This window comes from Deltaproteobacteria bacterium (genome assembly GCA_022340465.1).
Taxonomy (GTDB): Bacteria; Desulfobacterota; Desulfobacteria; order Desulfobacterales; family B30-G6; genus JAJDNW01.
In genome coordinates, this window is sequence record JAJDNW010000061.1 from 97,142 (window position 1) to 117,606 (window position 20,465).

At 53.0% G+C, this 20,465-nt stretch carries 12 protein-coding genes; 7 read left to right on the plus strand and 5 right to left on the minus strand.

Annotated elements, in window-relative coordinates:
• Nucleotides 1–33: 33 nt before the first annotated feature.
• From LJE94_09935 to LJE94_09960, 6 genes are all read left to right on the plus strand, one after another.
• A complete protein-coding gene (locus LJE94_09935; protein ID MCG6910427.1) occupies nt 34–1,419 on the plus strand; it encodes a UTP--glucose-1-phosphate uridylyltransferase in 1,386 nt (461 codons plus the stop codon).
• 188 nt (nt 1,420–1,607) lie between these two features.
• On the plus strand, nt 1,608–2,492 hold the full coding sequence (locus LJE94_09940; protein MCG6910428.1) for a universal stress protein: 885 nt from the start codon (nt 1,608–1,610) through the stop codon (nt 2,490–2,492).
• A 48-nt stretch (nt 2,493–2,540) separates the two neighbouring features.
• Nucleotides 2,541–6,851, plus strand: a complete 4,311-nt coding sequence (locus tag LJE94_09945; GenBank protein ID MCG6910429.1) for a glycogen debranching enzyme N-terminal domain-containing protein — start codon at nt 2,541–2,543, stop codon at nt 6,849–6,851.
• 325 nt (nt 6,852–7,176) lie between these two features.
• Complete coding sequence (glgP, locus tag LJE94_09950; GenBank protein MCG6910430.1) at nt 7,177–9,714, plus strand: alpha-glucan family phosphorylase; 2,538 nt, start codon at nt 7,177–7,179, stop codon at nt 9,712–9,714.
• A gap of 155 nt (nt 9,715–9,869) precedes the next feature.
• Nucleotides 9,870–11,378 (plus strand): glycogen/starch synthase, encoded by a 1,509-nt coding sequence (locus LJE94_09955; GenBank protein ID MCG6910431.1) that lies wholly within the window; start codon nt 9,870–9,872, stop codon nt 11,376–11,378.
• Nucleotides 11,379–11,385: 7 nt separating this feature from the next.
• A complete protein-coding gene (locus tag LJE94_09960) occupies nt 11,386–13,428 on the plus strand; it encodes an alpha amylase C-terminal domain-containing protein (protein MCG6910432.1) in 2,043 nt (680 codons plus the stop codon).
• Between the two features lie 18 nt (nt 13,429–13,446).
• Here LJE94_09960 and pspC read toward each other — a convergent pair whose 3' ends face one another.
• The 3 genes from pspC to pspA form a co-directional block, all read right to left on the minus strand.
• Nucleotides 13,447–13,830: an envelope stress response membrane protein PspC gene (gene pspC / locus LJE94_09965; GenBank protein ID MCG6910433.1), complete on the minus strand. Its 384-nt coding sequence runs from the start codon at nt 13,828–13,830 to the stop codon at nt 13,447–13,449.
• Nucleotides 13,827–14,075, minus strand: a complete 249-nt coding sequence (locus tag LJE94_09970) for a phage-shock protein (protein ID MCG6910434.1) — start codon at nt 14,073–14,075, stop codon at nt 13,827–13,829. The genes pspC and LJE94_09970 overlap by 4 nt, the downstream gene beginning before the upstream one ends.
• Before the next feature lie 129 nt (nt 14,076–14,204).
• Entirely contained in the window at nt 14,205–14,885 is a 681-nt protein-coding gene (gene pspA / locus LJE94_09975) for a phage shock protein PspA (GenBank protein MCG6910435.1), read from the minus strand.
• Nucleotides 14,886–15,135: 250 nt separating this feature from the next.
• Between pspA and pspF the strand changes: the two genes are divergently transcribed.
• Nucleotides 15,136–16,170 carry a phage shock protein operon transcriptional activator gene (gene pspF / locus LJE94_09980; protein ID MCG6910436.1) on the plus strand — a complete coding sequence of 345 codons (1,035 nt, stop codon included), beginning with the start codon at nt 15,136–15,138 and terminating at the stop codon, nt 16,168–16,170.
• A 33-nt stretch (nt 16,171–16,203) separates the two neighbouring features.
• On the opposite strand, the gene LJE94_09985 is transcribed toward pspF, so the two are convergent.
• The gene (locus LJE94_09985) at nt 16,204–16,779 is read right to left on the minus strand and encodes a lytic transglycosylase domain-containing protein (protein ID MCG6910437.1); all 576 of its coding nucleotides are present in this window, start codon (nt 16,777–16,779) and stop codon (nt 16,204–16,206) included.
• A gap of 2 nt (nt 16,780–16,781) precedes the next feature.
• Nucleotides 16,782–20,174 (minus strand): UvrD-helicase domain-containing protein, encoded by a 3,393-nt coding sequence (locus tag LJE94_09990; protein ID MCG6910438.1) that lies wholly within the window; start codon nt 20,172–20,174, stop codon nt 16,782–16,784.
• Nucleotides 20,175–20,465 lie beyond the last annotated feature (291 nt).

Genomic DNA, 20,465 nt, shown 5'->3' on the forward strand with positions numbered 1-20,465 from the left:
CGTTAATCGCGAGAATCGAAACCCTGAAAGCCTATGTTAAACCGTAAAAGCCCTCTGGCGGCATTTGTAGAAAAAATGACGGCGGCGGATATCGCACCTTCGGTTATCGCCACGTTTTCCCATTACTACCAACAGATCGCCGATGGCGAGACCGGGCTTGTGCCCGAAAAAGACCTTGCACCGGTAGCCACAGAAGAGGTGCCGGCATTGGCGGACCTGTCCCGATACAGGGATGCCGGCAAAAAGGCCCTGAAAAATGCGGCCGCTATCATCCTCAACGGCGGCCTGGGCACCAGCATGGGCCTCACCGGCGCCAAATCACTTCTCGAGATAAAAAACGGCCTGTCGTTTCTTGAGATCAAGCTGCGCCAGGCCGAAATGAGCGGGGTTCGTCCGGTGTTCATGAACTCCTTCAACACCCACGCGGATACCCTTGCAACCCTCGCGCGCCTCCGGCCGGCAACCGCCCCCTACTATTTTATTCAGAATAAATTCCCAAAAATACGGCAGGCCGATCTGCGTCCGGCCACCTGGCCCCAAAACCCCGACATGGAGTGGAACCCGCCCGGCCATGGCGACATCTATTCCGCCCTGCATGGTTCCGGATTGCTCCAAAAACTATTGGACGAAGGCATTGAATACGCCCTGATTTCCAATTCCGACAACCTTGGCGCCACCCTGGATCCCGTGCTGCTGGGCTATGTTGCCGACAACCATTATCCCTTCATGATGGAGGTCGCCCGGCGGACGCCGGCGGACCGGAAGGGCGGCCACATCGCCCGTCATAAAAAGGGCAACCTTATTCTGCGGGAAATTGCCCAGTGCCCGCCGGATGAGGTCGAGGCGTTTCAGGACATTCGGCGCTACAGTTATTTCAACACCAACAACATCTGGGTGAACCTGGTCCATTTAAACGCCCTGATTCAGGAACACGGAGCCGTCTATCTGCCGATCATCCTGAATCCCAAAACCCTCGATCCCCGAGCTGCAGACAGCCCGCCGGTATTTCAGATTGAAACCGCCATGGGAGCGGCCATCTCTCTTTTTCAAAACGCGGCCGTCGTTCAGACCACCGACACCCGTTTTTTTCCGGTAAAAACATGCAATGAACTTCTGGTTATACAGTCCGATCGATATCAACTGACGTCGGACTACCGCATCGTCGACAATCGGAACAGCCCCCCCGGTCGCATCCATATTCATCTCGATCAGAAATATTTCGGAAAAATAGACATGTACCACGATCGGTTCGGCAAAGGAATTCCCAGCCTTGTCGCCTGCGAATCCCTTGAAGTAGAGGGCGATGTTTTCTTTGAAGCCGATGTGCAGCTGCAGGGCCGTGTCGTCATCCGAAACCGAACCGGTGCACCGGCTACCATCAAAAAGGGAACCGTCATCGAGGGTGAGCTTCTGTTATGAATCCTTGGTGGACAATTTATTTGAAAATGCTTATATTGTTGTTGATAAAAGGGCGTCATTCGGGACCGAATGGCGCTGAAACCGTAAATGGTTGCTGATTCATTGCCTGCGTTCGCATGTCACCGATTCCATCCACACCGCATACCTTCCCGTTGCAGGCAACCGGAAGTATGTATCTTGGAGGTGTAATGATGAAAGTCCGCTTCAAAAAAATTCTCTGCACCACGGACTTGTCGGATCTTTCCAACACATCCATCACCTACGGAATGGCTCTGGCCCAGGAATTCAACGCCAAGCTGTTCGTCGCGCATGTTGTGGATCTGACATCCGCCGTGGCTTACGGCGAGGTGCTGTTCGCGCCCGCTGAAATTCAGGAAAAAACCGTCGTTTTTGCAAAGGAGCAGATCGAAAGCCAGATGCGGAATGCTTCCTGCGACTGGGAGACCATCGTTCCGATCGGCCACCCGGCCGATGAAATATTCAACATCGTGGAAACACAGGGCATCGACCTGGTTATTTCAGCAACCCATGGGCGTACCGGACTGAAGCGCATTGTTCTCGGATCCGTTACCGGCAGGTTAATGCGGTCGCTGCCGTGCCCCTTCATGATCGTCCGGAGGAAGGAAAACCAAACCGCATTCTTCAAGCGGATTCTGATCGGATGCGATTTTTCACAGGATTCCAACCTGGCTTTTGAGTATGGACTCAGTCTGGCCCAGGAATTTCAATCGGAGCTCCATCTGGTGCATGTCATGGAAACCGACGACTACAGGGATTTGCTGAAAAACGGAAAAGAAGCGCAATCCGAATCGAAGGAGCAGGAAGAATCGCGGGAAAGGATGCGGCAAATGCTGCCGGCGGAGTCCTACAACTGGTGCCAGCCGAAACTTGTTTTACTGGCGGGGCGGCCCTTCGAGGAAATCACAAAATACGCCCTTTTTAACCACATCGACCTGATTGTACTGGGCATCCGCGGGCACAACCTCATCGAAACCCTGTTTGCCGGATCCACCACGGACCGTGTTTCCCGTCAATCGCCCTGTCCGATTCTTTCGGTCTGCCCGGTACCGTGAAAGGCTTTTCCCGTCACTCCCTGACTATCGATTACCTGTTTTGATGCCATGGCTCCTCATCTGCGACTGACCCAAAAGCCCCTGCCCGGAAACCATGTAAGCATGGTCCAGGGAGACACCCTTGAAATTACGCTGGAAAGCGCCCCCCCCGCTAAGGGCGGCGCCTGGCTCCGCACCAACGTCGGTCATGCCGCCCCCGGACGGGACGCAATCATCGCCCATGTGGACGACAACGCGCCCCTGTTGGGCCGCGACTGGTTCGATATCCCCATGCAGCGGTTGCCCAACGGTTGCCATTCGATTGTATTGGGATTGTCCGAAGTCGGCCACTTTCAGGCCAAATGCTTCCTGCTCCCTGAGAATACGCAGGAACCGTTGTGGCCTTCAGGCGAGAACCTGGTCATCAACGTCGGACCTGCCGACACCTGCTGCGGCAACACCATCTACAATGCTTTCGTCCGCCTTTTCGGACCCAACAAACACGGGCCGGCGCACGCGAAAAACGCCTATGCCGAAACCATAAAAGCCCTGGACCAGGCCGGTTATACCATCATTCCACCCTCCGGTACCTTTCGGAGCCTGATATCCGACCTGGATTTCATTATCGGAACCCTGGGCTGTAGAATCATCCAACTGCTTCCCATTCATCCCACGCCGACAACCTACGCCCGCATGGGGAGATTCGGCAGCCCATACGCCTCCTTGAGTTTTACGGCCGTTGACCCCGCGCTGGCGGAATTCGACCCCAAGGCGACACCGCTGGATCAATTTCTCGAGCTCGTGGATGCGGTGCACACCCGCAACGGAAAGCTCTTTCTGGATATCGCCATCAACCATACCGGCTGGGCCGCCAGCCTGCATGCCACCCACCCACACTGGCTGGCGCGCACCCCGGAAGGGGAGATCGAAGTGCCGGGCGCATGGGGTGTCACCTGGGCCGACCTGACCAGGCTTGACTATCGCCATAAAGCGCTCTGGCAATTCATGGCCGAGGTTTTCATCACCTGGTGCAAGCGCGGCGTCGACGGTTTCCGCTGCGATGCCGGCTATATGATTCCCTTACGCGCCTGGCAGTACATCATCGCCCGTGTCCGCAACCAGTTTCCCCAAACCTGCTTTCTCTTAGAGGGGTTGGGTGGAAAAATAAGCGTTACGCGCGACCTGCTCAATCGCGCCAATTTCAACTGGACCTATTCTGAGCTGTTTCAAAATTACGAACGCGAACAGGTGGAAACCTATTTGGACCAGGCCCGGGACATATCGCAAAGCGATGGGTTGACCGTTCATTTTGCCGAAACCCACGACAACAACCGGCTGGCCGCCAATTCGCACACCTATGCTCGCATGCGAACGTCGCTCTGCGCGCTGCTTTCGTTTCAGGGCGCCTTTGGGTTTTCCAACGGTCTGGAGTGGCTTGCCACGGAGAAAATCAATGTTCACGAGGCAACCTCGCTCAACTGGGGCGCCGGCGACAATCAGGTGGATCATATCCGGCGGCTCAACACGATCCTTAAAACACATCCCTGCTTTGACCACAAAAGCCGGTTTGTATCCATCCACCCCGAAGACCGCCGCTGCATCGGGATGCTCCGGCATCATCTCCCCTCGGGTAAGAATCTGCTCATTCTGATCAACCTCGATGACAAGCATGTGACGATGGCACGATGGTTGCCTGCGCAACATCGAGCGACGGGCGCCCTTTACGACCTTTTGAGCGACCGCCGGATACGGCTCGGCCGTGCGGGAGATAACTGGGAAATCGAACTGGCGCCCGGCGAGGCGCTTTGCCTGAGTGCCGATCGAGACGACTTGCAGCGGTTGGAATCCAGCGAAAACCGTCATTTGAACCTGCCGAAGCTGATCGTCCGCCAAACCCTGCGCGCCAAAGTTCTCGCAATCTTCAGGGCAATCGGTTACGGCGACGACCTTCGCGGGGTGGATGTGGACGACGAAGCCTCCCGTTTGGAGAACGATCCGCTCTCTTTTTGCAAAAAACTGAACCGAAACAGCGAGGAATCCCGGGTCATCACCTGGACATGGCCGCGTGATATTCGACGGGAAGTCATGCTGCCGCCCGGCCATTTTCTCCTGATTCAGGCACCAACACCGTTTCAATGCCGGCTACTGACATCTGACGATACCGTTATCTTCACGGAAAACGGTTTCGAGTGTACCTCGGGCATCTTCTTTGCCCTGGTCTTGCCCACGGCGGCACCCCAAAAGCATACCCGTCAACGTCTTCACATCGCCCTTTTTGAAAAGCGTGGTTGCGTACACCAAGAGGCCCCGATTCTGTACCTTTCCGACGCCGAAACGGCGAGCGTCCAAACCATGTTCCGCAAGGAAAACGCCACGGAGGCCAACCGGCTCGCGCTCGGTACGAACGGTATGGGATCCATGATGCGCGCGCATGTGGTAGAGTGGGACCGTCTCGACAGCCGCTATGACGGCCTGCTGGCGGCCAACCTGGATGAACGCTACCCGGTTGACCGTTGGATGATGCTGGCCCGTTTCCGGGGATGGATCGTTTATCAGGGCTATTCACAGGCAATCGGGCCGGAAACCCTCGACAGGTCTTCCTTTACCTATGCATCCACGGTTTTCTGGCATCACAAGATCCCCACCGGAAACGGCGAGCACATCGAGCTCAGCCTCTGTTTAGAAATGATCGACGGAAAAAACATGATCCGCCTGAGCCTGTTTCGCCACCCGACCAGTGGTCGCTACGACCGTTTGAGCGATGCAAAGGCGGTTACCGTGATTCTGCGGCCGGATATCGAAGATCGGAATTTCCACGATACGACCAAAGCCTATACCGGACCGGAAACACAGTGGAAAAACAGTGTTTCACCCTCTGAAAAGGGCTTCGTTTTTCACCCTCACCCGGAACGCCGAATGCACGTCGACATGCAGAAGGGGCGCTTCATCCATCAGCCGGAATGGCAGTATATGGTGTCGCGCCCAATCGAATCGGAACGGGGGCTGGACGCCGATTCGGATCTATTCAGCCCGGGTTACTTCACCGCCGGGCTGCTGGGTGGAGAAACCCTGAGTGTGGTCGCCGCAATCACCCGGAACCCGGATGAGGCCCCAGCGACTGCCGGCGCTCCTTTGACTGCCGATCCTCCCGATTTCTACAGTCAACTTAAAAGCTCCCTTCCCCTGCCGGACGCCTTGCAAAAGGCCCTCGATCAGTACCTTGTCAAAAGGAACGGCCTGAGCACCATCATTGCGGGATATCCGTGGTTTTTAGACTGGGGCAGGGATACCCTGATCGTCGCCCGCGCCCTGGTTGCAGTTGGAAAAACGGATGCCGCCAAATCCATTGTCAAACAATTTGCCGGGCTCGAAAAAGGCGGTACCATCCCCAACATGCTGCATGGAGCGGATTCAGGCAACCGCGACACATCGGATGCACCCCTTTGGCTGTTCACTCTCTGTTCAGACCTGGCCGCAACCGAAGACGGACCCCGGCTTTTTGAGATGGATTGTGCCGGAAGACCGTTGCAATTGGTACTGAGCTCCATGGCGCGAGCCATGATGTCCGGAACGCTCAACAACATTAAAATGGATTCCGAGTCGGGCCTGATCTTCAGCCCTGCGCACTTCACCTGGATGGATACCAACCACCCGGCATGTACCCCCCGGCAGGGGTATCCCATCGAAATACAGGCGCTTTGGCATGCCGCCCTGGCACTGCTGGCACGGATCGACCGCACGGACGAACGCTCGAAATGGCGGGATTTGTCCGCGCGGGTAAGCCATTCCATACAGGAACGTTTTTATCTACCTGAAAAAGGCTATCTTTCCGATTGCCTGCATGCGGCTCCCGGCATGTCCGCCTTCGAAGCGACCCCGGATGACGCCCTGCGGCCCAACCAGCTGCTGGCCGTCACCCTGGGAGCCGTCGGGGAGATAGCCATCGCAAAAAAGATCCTGTCAGCCTGCGAAGCTCTGCTTGTCCCGGGCGCCATCCGCAGTCTCGCCGATCAACCCGTGCATCCGCCCCTCGAAATTATTGACCGGCAACAGCGGATCAACACCCTTGAAACACCTTATCAGGGCCGTTACCAGGGGGATGAAAACACCAGTAGAAAGCCGGCCTACCACAACGGTACGGCATGGACCTGGTTGTTTCCCTCCTACTGCGAAGCCTGGTACCGAATTTACGGTGAAGCCTCGAAGGCAACCGCATTGGCCTGGTTGTCCAGCAGCACCCGCCTGATCAACAGCGGCTGTGTGGGACATGTTCCGGAAATCCTGGATGGCGACGCTCCTCACAGGCAGCGTGGATGCGATGCCCAGGCCTGGGGGGTCAGCGAGCTCTTGCGGGTGTGGACCCTGATCGAGAAAGGTTGAACCCCGACAGCAAGCGCATCATCGGTGCTGTCTACCCCAAAATGATTTAATTGCCAGCCGGTGCCACGCCTTAATATTGTAGACAGGTTCACGCATCGTCATGGGCCTCGATCCTTCGCCCCATCCCTATTTCTAATTTGCATTCTTAATAAAACCGTTCTATGGTTTCCTCTGTTGTGTTGCTTGATCGATGACACCATGTGAGAAAACGGCTGGTCTGCTGACCGGTCCGTCACCAATCCATTTGGAAACAGCGAAAATTCCGCGGTTGTCGTATAATCAGGGTGAACACTTGAATCCACATGAAAAAGGAATGAAATAAATAATGAACGGATTGCAAACCTATCAGGTGTTTCCGGCGATCCCGGAACCGCTCACGTTTTTGGAAACACTGGCCAGGAACTTATGGTGGTGCTGGCATATCGACGCCATAGAGCTTTTTCGCCGCATCAACCCCTCGCTTTGGAGGCAATCGGGCCGCAACCCCATTCTTTTTTCGACCCTGGTGCCACAAACGCGGCTGGATGAGCTGGCCAAGGATGAGGGATATCTGGCGCACCTGGAACGCGTTAAAAGAAAATTTGACGCCGAGGTGCCCGCTGAAAACAACATCCAGGATATTGACAGAGAGATCGCCTATTTTTCCATGGAGTACGGCCTGCACGAAAGCCTGCCGCTTTTTGCTGGCGGCCTTGGCGTTCTGGCCGGCGACCACCTCAAAGCTGCCGCCGACAAGCAGATGCCGCTCGTGGGGGTGGGATTGCTCTACCGCCAGGGGTATTTTCATCAGTACCTCAATAAAGAGGGGTGGCAACAGGAGGAATATCCCGACACCGATATTTTCAATTTGCCGGTTTCCCGGGCCAGGAATAGTGCCGGCGATGTGATCCAGATATCCGTGATCGGCCCCGATGGGGAAATCCGTGCGATCGTCTGGAAAATATACGTGGGCTGCATTCCACTGTTACTGCTGGATACGAACATTCCCGAAAACCCGGTCGAAGTGCGCAACATTACCGACCGGCTCTACGACGGTGATCCCAATAAACGGCTGGCTCAGGAGGTTCTGCTGGGGATCGGCGGCCTGCGGGCCCTCGAGGCCGTCGGCATCACCCCAAAGGTGGTCCACATGAACGAAGGACACTCGGCCTTCTGCGGGTTGGAACGACTTTGCCAGGTGAGAGCTTCCTACAACATCAGCTTGAAGGAAGCGCTGGAAATCGTGCCGCGAACCACCGTTTTCACCACCCATACGCCGGTGGCGGCCGGCCATGACGAGTTTCCAAAAAACCTGGTCGAACCCTATGTAAGGCCCCTCCAGGAATGCCTCGGCGCCACGTCGGATGAGATCATTGCATGGGGCCAGGCCAATGGGGTCGGCGCCGACGCTCCTCTCTCCATGTTCGTACTGGGCCTGCGCCTGTCGCAGTATCACAACGGGGTCAGTGAACTGCACGGGAAGGTTGCCCGCAAAATGTGGTCGCATGTCTGGCCGGGATGGCCGGTGGATGAAGTTCCGATCCACCATGTCACCAACGGCGTGCACTCCCCTTCCTGGGTTTCCGTCGAAAATGCCCAGCTGTTCGATCGTTACCTGGGGCCGGAATGGTATCTCCACCTGAACAACCCTGACGTTTTCTACGGCATCGACCAGATCTACGACGAAGAATTGTGGCAGGCACGGCGCATGAGCCGTACCCGGTTGATTCGCTCCTGTCGAGAACTGCTGGTGAAGCAGTATGCCCGTCGCAACGCCCCCTTGGAAATGATGGAAGCCGCCGAGAACACACTGGATCCGGATGTGTTGACCATCGGTTTTGCCCGCCGATTCGCAACCTATAAACGCGCGACCCTCTTATTGAGGGATGTTGAGCGGCTCGAGGCCATGATCATGTCGGAAAGTCGCCCGGTGCAATTTATTTTTGCCGGCAAGGCGCATCCCAAGGACGACGAGGGCAAAGCCGTCATTAAAAAGCTGGTCGGTTTCTGCCGCAAAGCAGAAATAAGGCAACGGATCGTTTTTTTGGAGGATTATAACATCAACATCGCCAGGGATCTGGTCCAGGGCGTGGATGTCTGGCTCAATACGCCTCGCCGCCCGCTCGAAGCCAGCGGTACATCGGGTATGAAAGCCGCCGTGAACGGCGTTCTCAATGTCAGTGTCCTGGATGGTTGGTGGTGCGAGGGCTACAGCCCCGACACGGGCTGGGCCATCGGCCAGGGCGAAGAGTATCTGGATCATGAATACCAGGACCTGGTTGACAGCCAGGCCCTTTACAACATACTGGAAAATGGCGCTATCCCGGCGTTCTACGAAAGAAATAACGGGGACGCCCCTAATGGTTGGATCAAGATGATGAAGAGCTCTATGAAAATGGCCCTGGTTCAGTTCTGCACCCATAGAATGGTGGCCGAATACCGGGACCTCTTCTATACGCCGGCCCTCGAGATGCACGCCAAAATTACCGCTGATGGCGCCATAGAAGCCAGGAACCGGTTGGTACAAAGAGAACGTATCACCTCCCACTGGGACCGTGTGCAGGTTAAGCCGGTCGTAAAAAACCAGGAGGGGCCCTTCAGGGTCGGACAGACCATGCACATGACAACTGAGGTTAACTTAGGTGATCTACAACCTGGTGAGGTCGATGTAGAATTCTTTTACGGCAAAATGAAACCGGACGGTTCACTCTCTTCCGGACAAACGCAGCCCATGGTTGTTAGTGAAGAACTGGGAAACGGACGCTACCTGTACAGTGCAGAATTGACCTGTGATATTTCCGGTCGCTTCGGCTACACTGCCCGGGTGACCCCTGGAAACGACGACCTCCTGAAATTTACGCCCGGGCTGATCACCTGGGCCTAAACCCGTTGGCCGCGGGGGGTCCCAACTGAACGCCCTGCAGCCGGGAACCGTGATGTATTCGAGCAAGCTTGTAGGGAATGCGTGCGCTATAGCGGCTAAGGCACCGGATTCCAACCCTGGTCGACCGCCTGCGATCGAGGAGCCCGTAATCATTTATGGCTGAATCACCCAAAAATCCCCGCGTTCTCATCATCACTCCGGAAGTCACCTACCTTCCGGACCGTATGGGAAATCTGTCCAGATACCTCACGGCAAAGGCTGGCGGGCTGGCGGATGTTTCCGCAGCCCTGATCAGTGCGCTCTTCAACAGGGGGGTGGATGTGCATGTCGCGCTGCCTGATTATCGGGCCATTTTCAAAGAACACCTGGCCCCGTTTCTGGAAAAGGAACAGAATAAAATCAGAAACATCATGCCCGATGACCGGGTGCACCTGGCTTCCGACCGGGCCTTTTTCTACTTGAACCGCGTCTACTCCAGTTATGGTGGTGAAAACACGAAAATGGCCCTGGCCTTCCAGCGGGAAATCATCAACAATATCATTCCTCGTGTGGACCCGGATCTGATCCACTGCAACGACTGGATGACCGGGCTCATACCGGCCATGTCGAGAAAAGCCGGCATCCCTTGCCTCTTCACCATCCACAACGTCCACACGGTGAAAAGCCACCTGTCCCATATCGAAGACAGAGGCATCGATGCCGCCTATTTCTGGGAACACCTCTACTACGAGAACATGGCGGTCGAATACGAAAGCACCCGCGAATCGAACCCGGTGGATTTCCTGGTAAGCGGTGTGTTTGCAGCCCATTTCGTAAATACGGTCAGCCCCAGGTTTCTCGAAGAGATCGTCGAGGGCCGGCACGGGTTCGTTGAAAAACCATTGCAGCAGGAACTGACCAACAAGTGGCATGCCGGATGTGCAAGCGGTATTTTAAACGCTCCCGACCCTGCCTACAATCCGGTAACGGACCACCACCTCGAGCAAACCTATACGCCGGAAACCCATGCTGAAGCAAAAAGGACCAACAAGCGTGCCCTTCAAAAAATGCTGGGTCTGCTTCAGGATGAGACGGCGCCCCTTTTTCTGTGGCCCTCGCGGCTCGACCCGGTCCAGAAGGGATGCCAGCTACTGTCCGAAATTTTTTATGCCGTTTTGTCGCGCTATTATGACCAGAACCTGCAGATCGTTTTCATCGCCGATGGTGAGTATCAGAAACACTTCAGAGATATCGTCAACTTCCATCATTTTCACGATCGCGTGGCGGTCTGCGATTTTAACCAGGACCTTGAACACCAGGGATACGGCGCCTCCGATTTTATGCTGATGCCGTCCAGTTTCGAACCCTGCGGACTGCCTCAGATGATTGCCCCGATTTACGGATCACTACCCGTGGCTCACGACACCGGCGGAATCCACGATACGATCACGCATCTGAATCCCGACCGTGATACCGGCAACGGGTTTCTGTTCAAAAGTTATGACACCGGGGGACTGTACTGGGCGATCGAAGAAGCCATGCGCTTCCACAACCTGGAACCATCCATTAAAACCGCTCAGATCAAACGCATTATGACTCAGAGCCGGGAAACCTTCACCCACTCGGTTACGGCCGCCCATTACTCGGATCTTTATGAAAAAATGCTCCAGCGTCCATTGATTTAAGGCTTTAATGAATTCTATCGACGTATCACCGGACCGATTGCTCGAGATCGACCCCTATCTGAAACCTTATCACGAGGCTCTTACCCGGCGCCTTATCAACCATCGGACCGTCGAAGCGCAATTGTTGGCCCCGGGAACCGACCTGACAGCGTTCGCCCTCGGCCACGAATATTTCGGTCTCCATCGTGAAAAGGACACCTGGGTCTTCAGGGAGTGGGCGCCCAATGCAACGGCGGTCTACATCATCGGCGAAATGACCGCTTGGAGGGAATTGCCGGCATTTGCCCTGGAACGCATCGGTGCCAACGGCGTGTGGGAGATTCGACTGCCCCCCGGCGCGTTTTGGCACAAAGCCCTTTATCGTCTGAAAATTTACTGGAAAGGAGGAGGCGGCGATCGTATTCCCGCCTATGCACGACGGGTCTTGCAGGATCCCGATAGCCTTATTTTCAATGCCCAGGTATGGCACCCGGCCGCGCCTTATGTGTGGCAATCCGCCGTTCAAACGGTTCCCAGAAGATCAATTTATGTTTACGAGGCCCACGTCGGCATGGCCCAGGAAGCACTGAAAATCGGCACGTATCTGGAATTTAAAGATCAAATCCTCCCAAGAATCGTCGATGCCGGCTACGATACACTGCAGCTCATGGCCCTGCAGGAACATCCCTACTACGGCTCGTTTGGATATCACGTTTCCAACTTCTTTGCGGCATCTTCCCGTTTCGGCACGCCGGAAAACCTGAAAGCGCTCATCGATGCAGCCCATGCAGCGGGGCTTGCCGTTATTATGGACCTGGTTCACTCCCACGCGGTTTCCAACCAGGTGGAAGGCATCAGCTGTCAGGACGGTACCCTGTATCAGTATTTCCACGACGGTCCGCGTGGCTTTCACCATGCCTGGGATTCCCGGTGTTTCAATTATGCCAAACCCGAGGTCTTGCACTTTCTTCTTTCCAACTGTCGTTTCTGGCTGGACGAATACCGTGTTGATGGGTTTCGTTTCGACGGGGTCACCAGCATGCTCTATACCCACCATGGGTTGGAAAAAGCCTTTGTGTCCTACAATGACTACTTCAATTCGTCCGTGGATGAAGACGCCCTGACCTATCTCTGGCTGGCAAACAAGCTGATTCATGAGCTGCGCCCGGAAGCCATTACCATCGCCGAAGATATCAGCGGCATGCCCGGTCTCGCGTTTCCTATTCGGGACGGCGGCATTGGATTCGACTATCGCTTCGCCATGGGCGTTCCCGATTACTGGATTCGGCTGGTTAAAGACACCCAGGATGAGCAATGGCCCATGGGGGCTCTTTGGTATGAACTGACCAACCGAAGACCCGGTGAGAAAACCATCAGCTATGCCGAGTCCCATGATCAGGCCCTGGTGGGCGACCAGACGCTTGCCTTTCGCCTCATGGGAGCGGACATGTACGACCATATGCATCTGGACGACCGCCATATCAACATCGAACGCGGAATGGCCCTGCATAAACTGATCCGGCTGATTACATTGGCCTCGGCAGGCAGCGGTTATCTGAATTTCATGGGCAACGAGTTCGGCCACCCGGATTGGATCGATTTTCCGAGAAGGGAAAACGCATGGTCCTATCAATATGCCCGCCGCCAGTGGCATTTAGCGGACGACCCCCATCTAAAATATGCCGCACTCCAACGCTTTGACCGGAAGATGATAGCTCTCCTGAAAACGAACGATCTTCTGGAAACCCAGAAGATCGCTCTGCTTCACGAGCACTCCGAAGACAAGATTATCGCGTTCCAAAGAAAGGGGCTGCTCTTTGTATTCAATTTTCACCCGACCCGGTCGTTTAGCGATTACCGGATCAATGCGCCCGCCGGCAAATACCGGATGATTTTCGACAGCGATCGCAACGAATACGGCGGGCATGGGCGACTAACACCGGACCAGATTCATTTTACCTTGTCGGATCGAATGGGGGGCCGTGAGAATGAGGCCTTAAGCCTCTACCTGCCCAATCGTACGGCGGTGATTCTCAAACGGGTTGATGCGTGTCGAGACCACGTCGCGTAGCAGCGCCACATGGTGATATCACGCCTGGAACTTTCTCTTCCAGTCGAACTCGCGCGATGTTACCGTGTCCTCCATGCGCCTTATGCGCCGCTCCAAATTTCGAAAACGCCGTTTCAGGCGTGCGGCGGCATTGGCTCTCGAATTTACGTAGCTGTCATAAAACTCCGCCTCTGCTTCAGTTTCTATGGGCCGCACCGGTTCCGGCTTCATCACCAGCGAAGCGATGATGTATATGAATATCACCGGCCATATGCCGCTTACCAGTAGCATGGCGACCACGATCATGCGAACCCAAAACACCCTGAAATTAAAATAATCCGCCACCCCCCGGCAAACGCCGAGAACAACTCCCTTGCGGGAACGATACATCGGACGGCCATATCTGCTTTTCCATGCTTTCATTCTCTGTGATCCTCTCTACGGTTTTCCATCAGAATGGTTTCCAGGCTTTCCACGCGTTTTTCCATATCCAGCAACCCCTGGTACAACTCCTGAAACAGACGCGCTTCGTCGGCCTGGTCCTTTCGGCTGCGCCTCGACATGCCGCCGTGCCTGATGCGCATACCCATGAGAATGGTCCCGGCAATAATACCGACACTCAATACGATTCCGCCAAAAACAATGGCAACGATAAAAATTGCGGTCATGGTCGATCCATCCTGAAATTTTCTTCACATTCGCGAACAACCATTATTGCCGACTCTCATCTGATTAATCGATCCTACGTTCAATTCAGGTCGCCGTAAGATCCCCTGCTGCACGCTCTATCTGAAAAATCACGAGGGCCCGGGCTGTTTTTTTTCCTTCCTGGCCGTTTTCAACGCCGCAAGCTCTTTTTCAATATCACCGTCCACACTTAAATTGTCAAATTCTTCCTGCAGATTCATCTTTCTGCCGTAATTAACCAGATCCGCTTCGGCTTCCATGCGCTCGATCCTGTTTTCAAGGCTGTCAAAACGGTTCATGGATTCAAAATTGTCCATGCGCCGGATATCTTCCTGAGCCCGTCTTTTCCTGCGCGCCCGAATGTGCCGTTGAACGAGAAGACGCTGTTTTTCCCTGGCGTTCTGAAGTTTATCTTCGAGTTGGCGGATATCTTCCTGGTAATGAGTGACCATTTCTTCCAGTTCTTCCATCTCCTTTTTCATGGCAGCGGACATCTCGGCAAAGCGCCGCCTTTCACTTAAAGCCTCCCTGGCCAGATCGTCCCTGTCCTTGTCGACCGCCAGGCTGGCCATCTCCTGCCAATACGCCTCACGGTTGTCGGCCTCTTCCAGCCGCCGGCCGAGTTTCTTGCGATTGGCGATTACTCCGGCGCAAGAGGCTTTTATCTCCACCAGGGTGTCTTCGATTTCCCTGATCATTAATTTGATCAACTTTTCCGGATCTTCGGCCCTGTCCAGCATGGCATTGATATTCGAACTGACGATATCCCTGAATCGTGTAAAAATTCCCATTGTCCAACCCCCATCGTTTTCATCGGTCTTTTATGGAACTGAACTTACCAACAACGCTTGTCTTCTTTATTCTCCCCGGAGAAACGCATGCAGACATGAAGACGTGTTTTTTTGTTACAGCAGGTTTCATGCCAACGAGGACAAAGACAATCAACCAGTAACAATTATTGAAAAATATAGGGTTGCGCTCCCAATTGGTTTGTGGTAATTTAGACAATATTATAGTAAATAAAACCATTATCTGGTAAAAATGACCACTTCAAAATCATCCTCGTCTCCACTGGTGCCCACCGATGCCATCGGGCAATCGGAGGTATTTCTCGATTTTCAGGAAAAACTTTCAAGCGTGGCAAGGATTAACCGTCCGTTGCTGCTGTTGGGGGAACGCGGCACGGGAAAGGAACTGGCCGCCGCCAGACTGCACTACCTTTCGCTTCGTTGGCAGGAACCGTTTGTTGCCCTCAACTGTGCAGCGCTTTCCCCCACGCTCATCGAATCGGAGCTGTTCGGTCATGAAATGGGCGCTTTCACCGGTGCCATTCAACAGCGCAAAGGCCGTTTTGAGGCCGCCGACGGCGGCACCCTTTTTCTGGACGAGATCGGCATGATTCCACTGGAAACACAGGAAAAAATTCTTCGTGTCGTTGAATACGGTAAATTCGAGCGGGTGGGCGGATCTCGAGTTATCGAGGCGGATGTGCGCATCGTCGGCGCCACCAATGCAGATCTGATCGAACTTTCGCGCCGGGGAAAATTCAAGAGAGACCTCTTGGACCGTCTTTCCTTCGAGGTTCTTTTCCTGCCCCCTTTGAGGGAACGTCACGGCGATATACCTCTCATGGCCGACCACTTCGCCCGCAGGATGGCGTATGAACTGCAGTGGGAAAATACGCCATCATTCAGCCGGGAGATCATGGCTCTGCTCGAAAACCATCCATGGACGGGCAATGTGCGCGAATTGAAAAATGTCGTTGAAAGGGCGGTGTACCGTTCCCGAACACCGGTGATAACCCGTATTGATTTTGATCCTTTCGTTTCCCCCTATGCGCTCCAAAAAACCTCCCCTGGTGTCCAAAAAACCGACGCCGCGCCTTCTGCGAAAACGGAGGCCGTTGCAGGATATGAAGGCCTGCCTCTCAAAGAGGCCGTGCGAAAACTGGAGACAACCTTGCTTAAAAATGCCATGAATTCAACTCAATACAACCAGAAGAAGGCGTCGAAAAAACTGGGGCTCACCTACGACCAGCTCAGGGGGCTTTTACGCAAATATAAAAAAGAGATGTGATACCCATTCGAAAAAGGGCATCGCATCTCTTTTTTATTTTTCGCGGAACGCGTAGTAGTACGTCATCACCTTCTCAACATATGCTTCGGTTTCCTTGATGGGCGGAATACCGCGGTAGCGATCGACGATATTGGGGCCGGCATTGTAGGCCGCCAGCGCCAGGGGAAGTTGGCCGTCGTAACGCGCCAGCAACTCCCGGAAATAGAGCGACCCCCCCATGATGTTCTCGCGGGGATCGAAGGGGTCTTCGATGTTGAAGGCCTCCAGGTTTTCCGGCATGATCTGCATCAGTCCCATAGCCCCTTTTTTTGACACGGCTTCGGGGTTGAAGTTCGATTCCACCTGGATCATTGCCTTGATTAATGCAAAGGATATCCCCGCGGTGTAGGCGGCATCGGAAATAATGTGGTCGTATTTGGAAGTGGCGGCCTGTGTATTGGCGATTTTCTTCGGCTTTTCCTTCAAGTACAGTTTGTAATGCGAGGATGTGGGTGTATTGGTAAAATGAAGAATGCCGTCGCTGTCGAGATACATATATATGTCCGCAACAGCCGGTGTTGACAGTTGAAAAAGGCTCACGAGCAGGGTGACGGCCATGTATTTTTTCATGATTAGAACAATTCCAGTTGGGTATGGCCCCTTTTTTTTAAGGGGCTTTCGTCGATCTTACGGTAATTTTTCAGACCCTGCCGAATGTCGAACATAAATTTGGACGGCTCACGAGCTTCCTTTTTTCCAAAAACACTGCGTTTTTGGGCGTAGGATAGAAAAAGAGCCTGTTTGGCACGCGTCATGGCTACGTACAACAACCTGCGCTCTTCATCCTCGTCGGTCCCATGTTTCCCCTCACGCACAAATGGCACAAGGCCACGCTCACAGCCGCTAATGAAAACCACCGGAAATTCAAGCCCTTTTGATGCATGCATGGTCATCAGGGCGACTTTTTCCGCTCTCGAATCGAACATATCCGTATCCGTGTCCAGCGCCGATGCCAGGCACAATGCCTGTTTCGAGTCGTATTGTCCCGATGTAACAATGAAATTGTCCAACACATCCCTTTTTTTTGCATCGTTCGCCGTTTTTTCACGAATAGTGGTATTTATTAAAATATAATCGATGGTTTCCTGAAGATCACAGTCTTTCGTTTCCAAACGCATGCGCTCGAGCTTATCGATGAATTGCACAAATTTTAACTGGCGTTCCTTTTTCATCTGTTTCAGTGGAAAACGGCGAATATTTTTCAGGCTTTCGTCCAGGCTGAAACCGTTTTCAAAAGCCCAATCTCTCCACGTAGTCACGGTTTTACGACCGACCCCGGAGCCGGAATATTCGCAAACCCTCTCCACATCCAGGTATGATCCGATGCGGGACACTATTTTTAAAAAGGAGAGGAGCGCAAGAACGCATTTTTCCGAATAGGCCTCTTTTTTTGAGACGACCTGACAGGGAATTCCGGCCCGTTCGAAGACTTCGGCAAAAATGTTGCACTGGCGTGCGGTCCGCATCAACACGGCAAAATCGCCAAAAGAATAATCCGACGCGGTTGAATTGAGGTCCGTTTTATCGAAATCGATGGAATAAAAACCGACCCCGCCCACCATTTTTTCGATCTCCTTGCCGATGGTCACCGCTTCGCCCTTTTCATCGAAACAAGGCAATATCTCTATGTGTTCAGGGCCGTCTATCTTCGAAAACACGGTTCCGGTTCCCGCCGCCCGGTTTTCCCTTGCCGATCGTATCAACTGCTGGGATGCTTCGAGAACGACCCGAACGGAACGGTAATTCTGAGAAAGATTGATGGATTCAGCACCGGGGTAATCCCGGGTAAAACGATTAAAATACCTGACGTCCGAACCTCTGAATCCATAGATGGACTGGTCAGGATCACCGATGACGCATATATTGGCATCCGCGGGCGCCAGTTGCCTTATCATGCGATACTGGGCAAAATTGACGTCCTGATACTCGTCTATAAAAAGAAATCTATATCTATTTCGAATCGTTTCCTTCCGCGCCGGGTCATTTTCAAGGGTATTGACCACATTACATAAAAGATCCTCATAATCCCACAAACCCTCCCTTGAAAGCAGTTTCTGATAAAACGCGTAAACCCTCTGAAAATTTATCTCATCATCGTCTTTGATGCGACCGGGGGTATGGTGGGGGCCGCGGATGTGTCGCTTTTCCTGAGCGATCCTCTCAAGCAGTTCGGAAATATCGAATAATGCATCTGGATCCGATCGTTTCAACCAGCTGACCGCCCGCTCCAAAAAGTATCGACGTTCACTTTCGTCGACAACCCTGAAAGAATCATATGCCTCGTTTTCCGCCAACATCTGAACACAGAAGGCATGAAATGTCGCTGCCAAAGGCACTCTTTTTTCATCTTGCAGAAGGTGTTGCAACCGTTGACGCATTTCTTGGGCGGCTTTGTTGGTAAAGGTCAACGCCAATATTTGATCCGGCCCCGCCTGCCCGTTTTCAATGAGAGAAGCAATTTTGTGGGTGATGGTCAGGGTCTTGCCGGTGCCCGGACCGGCAACAATGATCATGGGGCCGTTTGTGTGGCGAATCGCCCGCTGCTGCCGGTCGTTAAGCGTTGGTGACGTTTTCACGACGCCCCTGCACCGGTTAGAACGCTTCTCAGGACCGTTTTTTTTTTGAAAAAAGATTCGTTCGCCCTCAGCAGCACCTTTCTTTTTTTTCACATTCGGCATTTTGAAAAGAGGTTTCTGGCCGAATAAAAATGCCCTTTCCTCCTTGTCGAAAATTTCTATTTTTCCGAATTCACCATCGAATCCGGGATCTATATTCACTTTTTTCCGGCGCACCCGCTGAATGGCTTCACTCAAATGGGGTAATTCGACACGTTCGAGATTCTCAAAGGATAAACTGTTTACGATCTTCAGTTCCGGACCCAGATGATCCAGCAGGCGTTCATAGTGATAGGACACCTTTTTGGTATTGGGTCCCACGCCCAGAAGCTCAGATAATATTTCTTCCAGTGGGATGATGCTTTGGTAGGGATGGCAAATCGAAGGCATTTGCCCCTCCAAACGGCTTGCCAGTTCTTCTACCCTGTACAGAACACCCAGCGTCATCGGCCTTTTGCACACCGGGCAGATGCCGGCTTTTTCCATGGTGCCGGCGGGCCATGAACGAACCCCGCATTTCCGATGCCCGTCAAGGTGATATTTTCCCTCCTCCGGATAAAATTCCAGCGTTCCTAAAAACCGATCGGGATCTCCCGATTCCATCGCCCCGCGAATGCTGTCGAACGACAAATCCGTGTCGAACCTATTGGCTTCCCTGCCCAGTTTGCCGGGCGAATGCGCATCTGAATTCGAAATGAGGGTCAAACCATCCAGAAATTTTACACGCCAGTTCATGGGAGGATCCGATGACAATCCGGTTTCAACGGCAAATATATAGGGGGTCAGATCTTCGAAACACGCTTCGACGGTATCAAAACCGGATTTAGATCCAAGAAGCGAAAACCAGGGAGTCCAGATATGTGCGGGTATGAGAAAATTTTTTTCCGAGGTTTCGAGTACAATTTCCAGCAGATGCTTGGCATCGAGACCCAGAATCGGCCTTCCATCGGAATGAACGTTGCCTATTTTTGCAAGTTCAGCGTTGAATTTTTTCGCGATATGTAAATCAGGAATAAATATAAGGTTGTGATTTTTTCTGGTTTTTCCATTTTTCTTATATATGTTGCTTATTTCACATGTCAGTATGAAACGGATATCGTCACGGCAGGATTTTGGAATGTGGCGTTCCAGCGATGAAGCGATATCTTCCTTTAATTTAAAAAGACCATCCTCCGCGGGCGTTAGTTTGGCTTCTATTTCGGAAAACCACCCCGGATGGGTGAAATCGCCGGTGCCGATCACCTTCAATCCTTTTTTCTGAGCGGCGATATACAGATTTTCCAGGTCTAAATTTTTTGAGGTTGCGCGAGAATATTTTGAATGGATGTGAAAGTCAGCAATAAATTTCATTTAATCATTATTTTAAACGGTTCAGGTATCGAATATGCTTGTATAGTCTTGCCAAAAAGGCTATATATTTATATTTAATACGTTATTAACTACAACATATAGTATTCTGTCGCTGTTTTTCCTTCTTAACAGATCGTATGTTGTCAATAAGTATGGAATTATGAACAACATCGGAGACACTGCACAAAAAATGGTCGTTGTTGATAGGTAATCAACAACTTTATTGTAAAGTATTAAATATATTTATGTAAATATATTCAATATATTATGTGCTTTTTGTAGTTATTGACA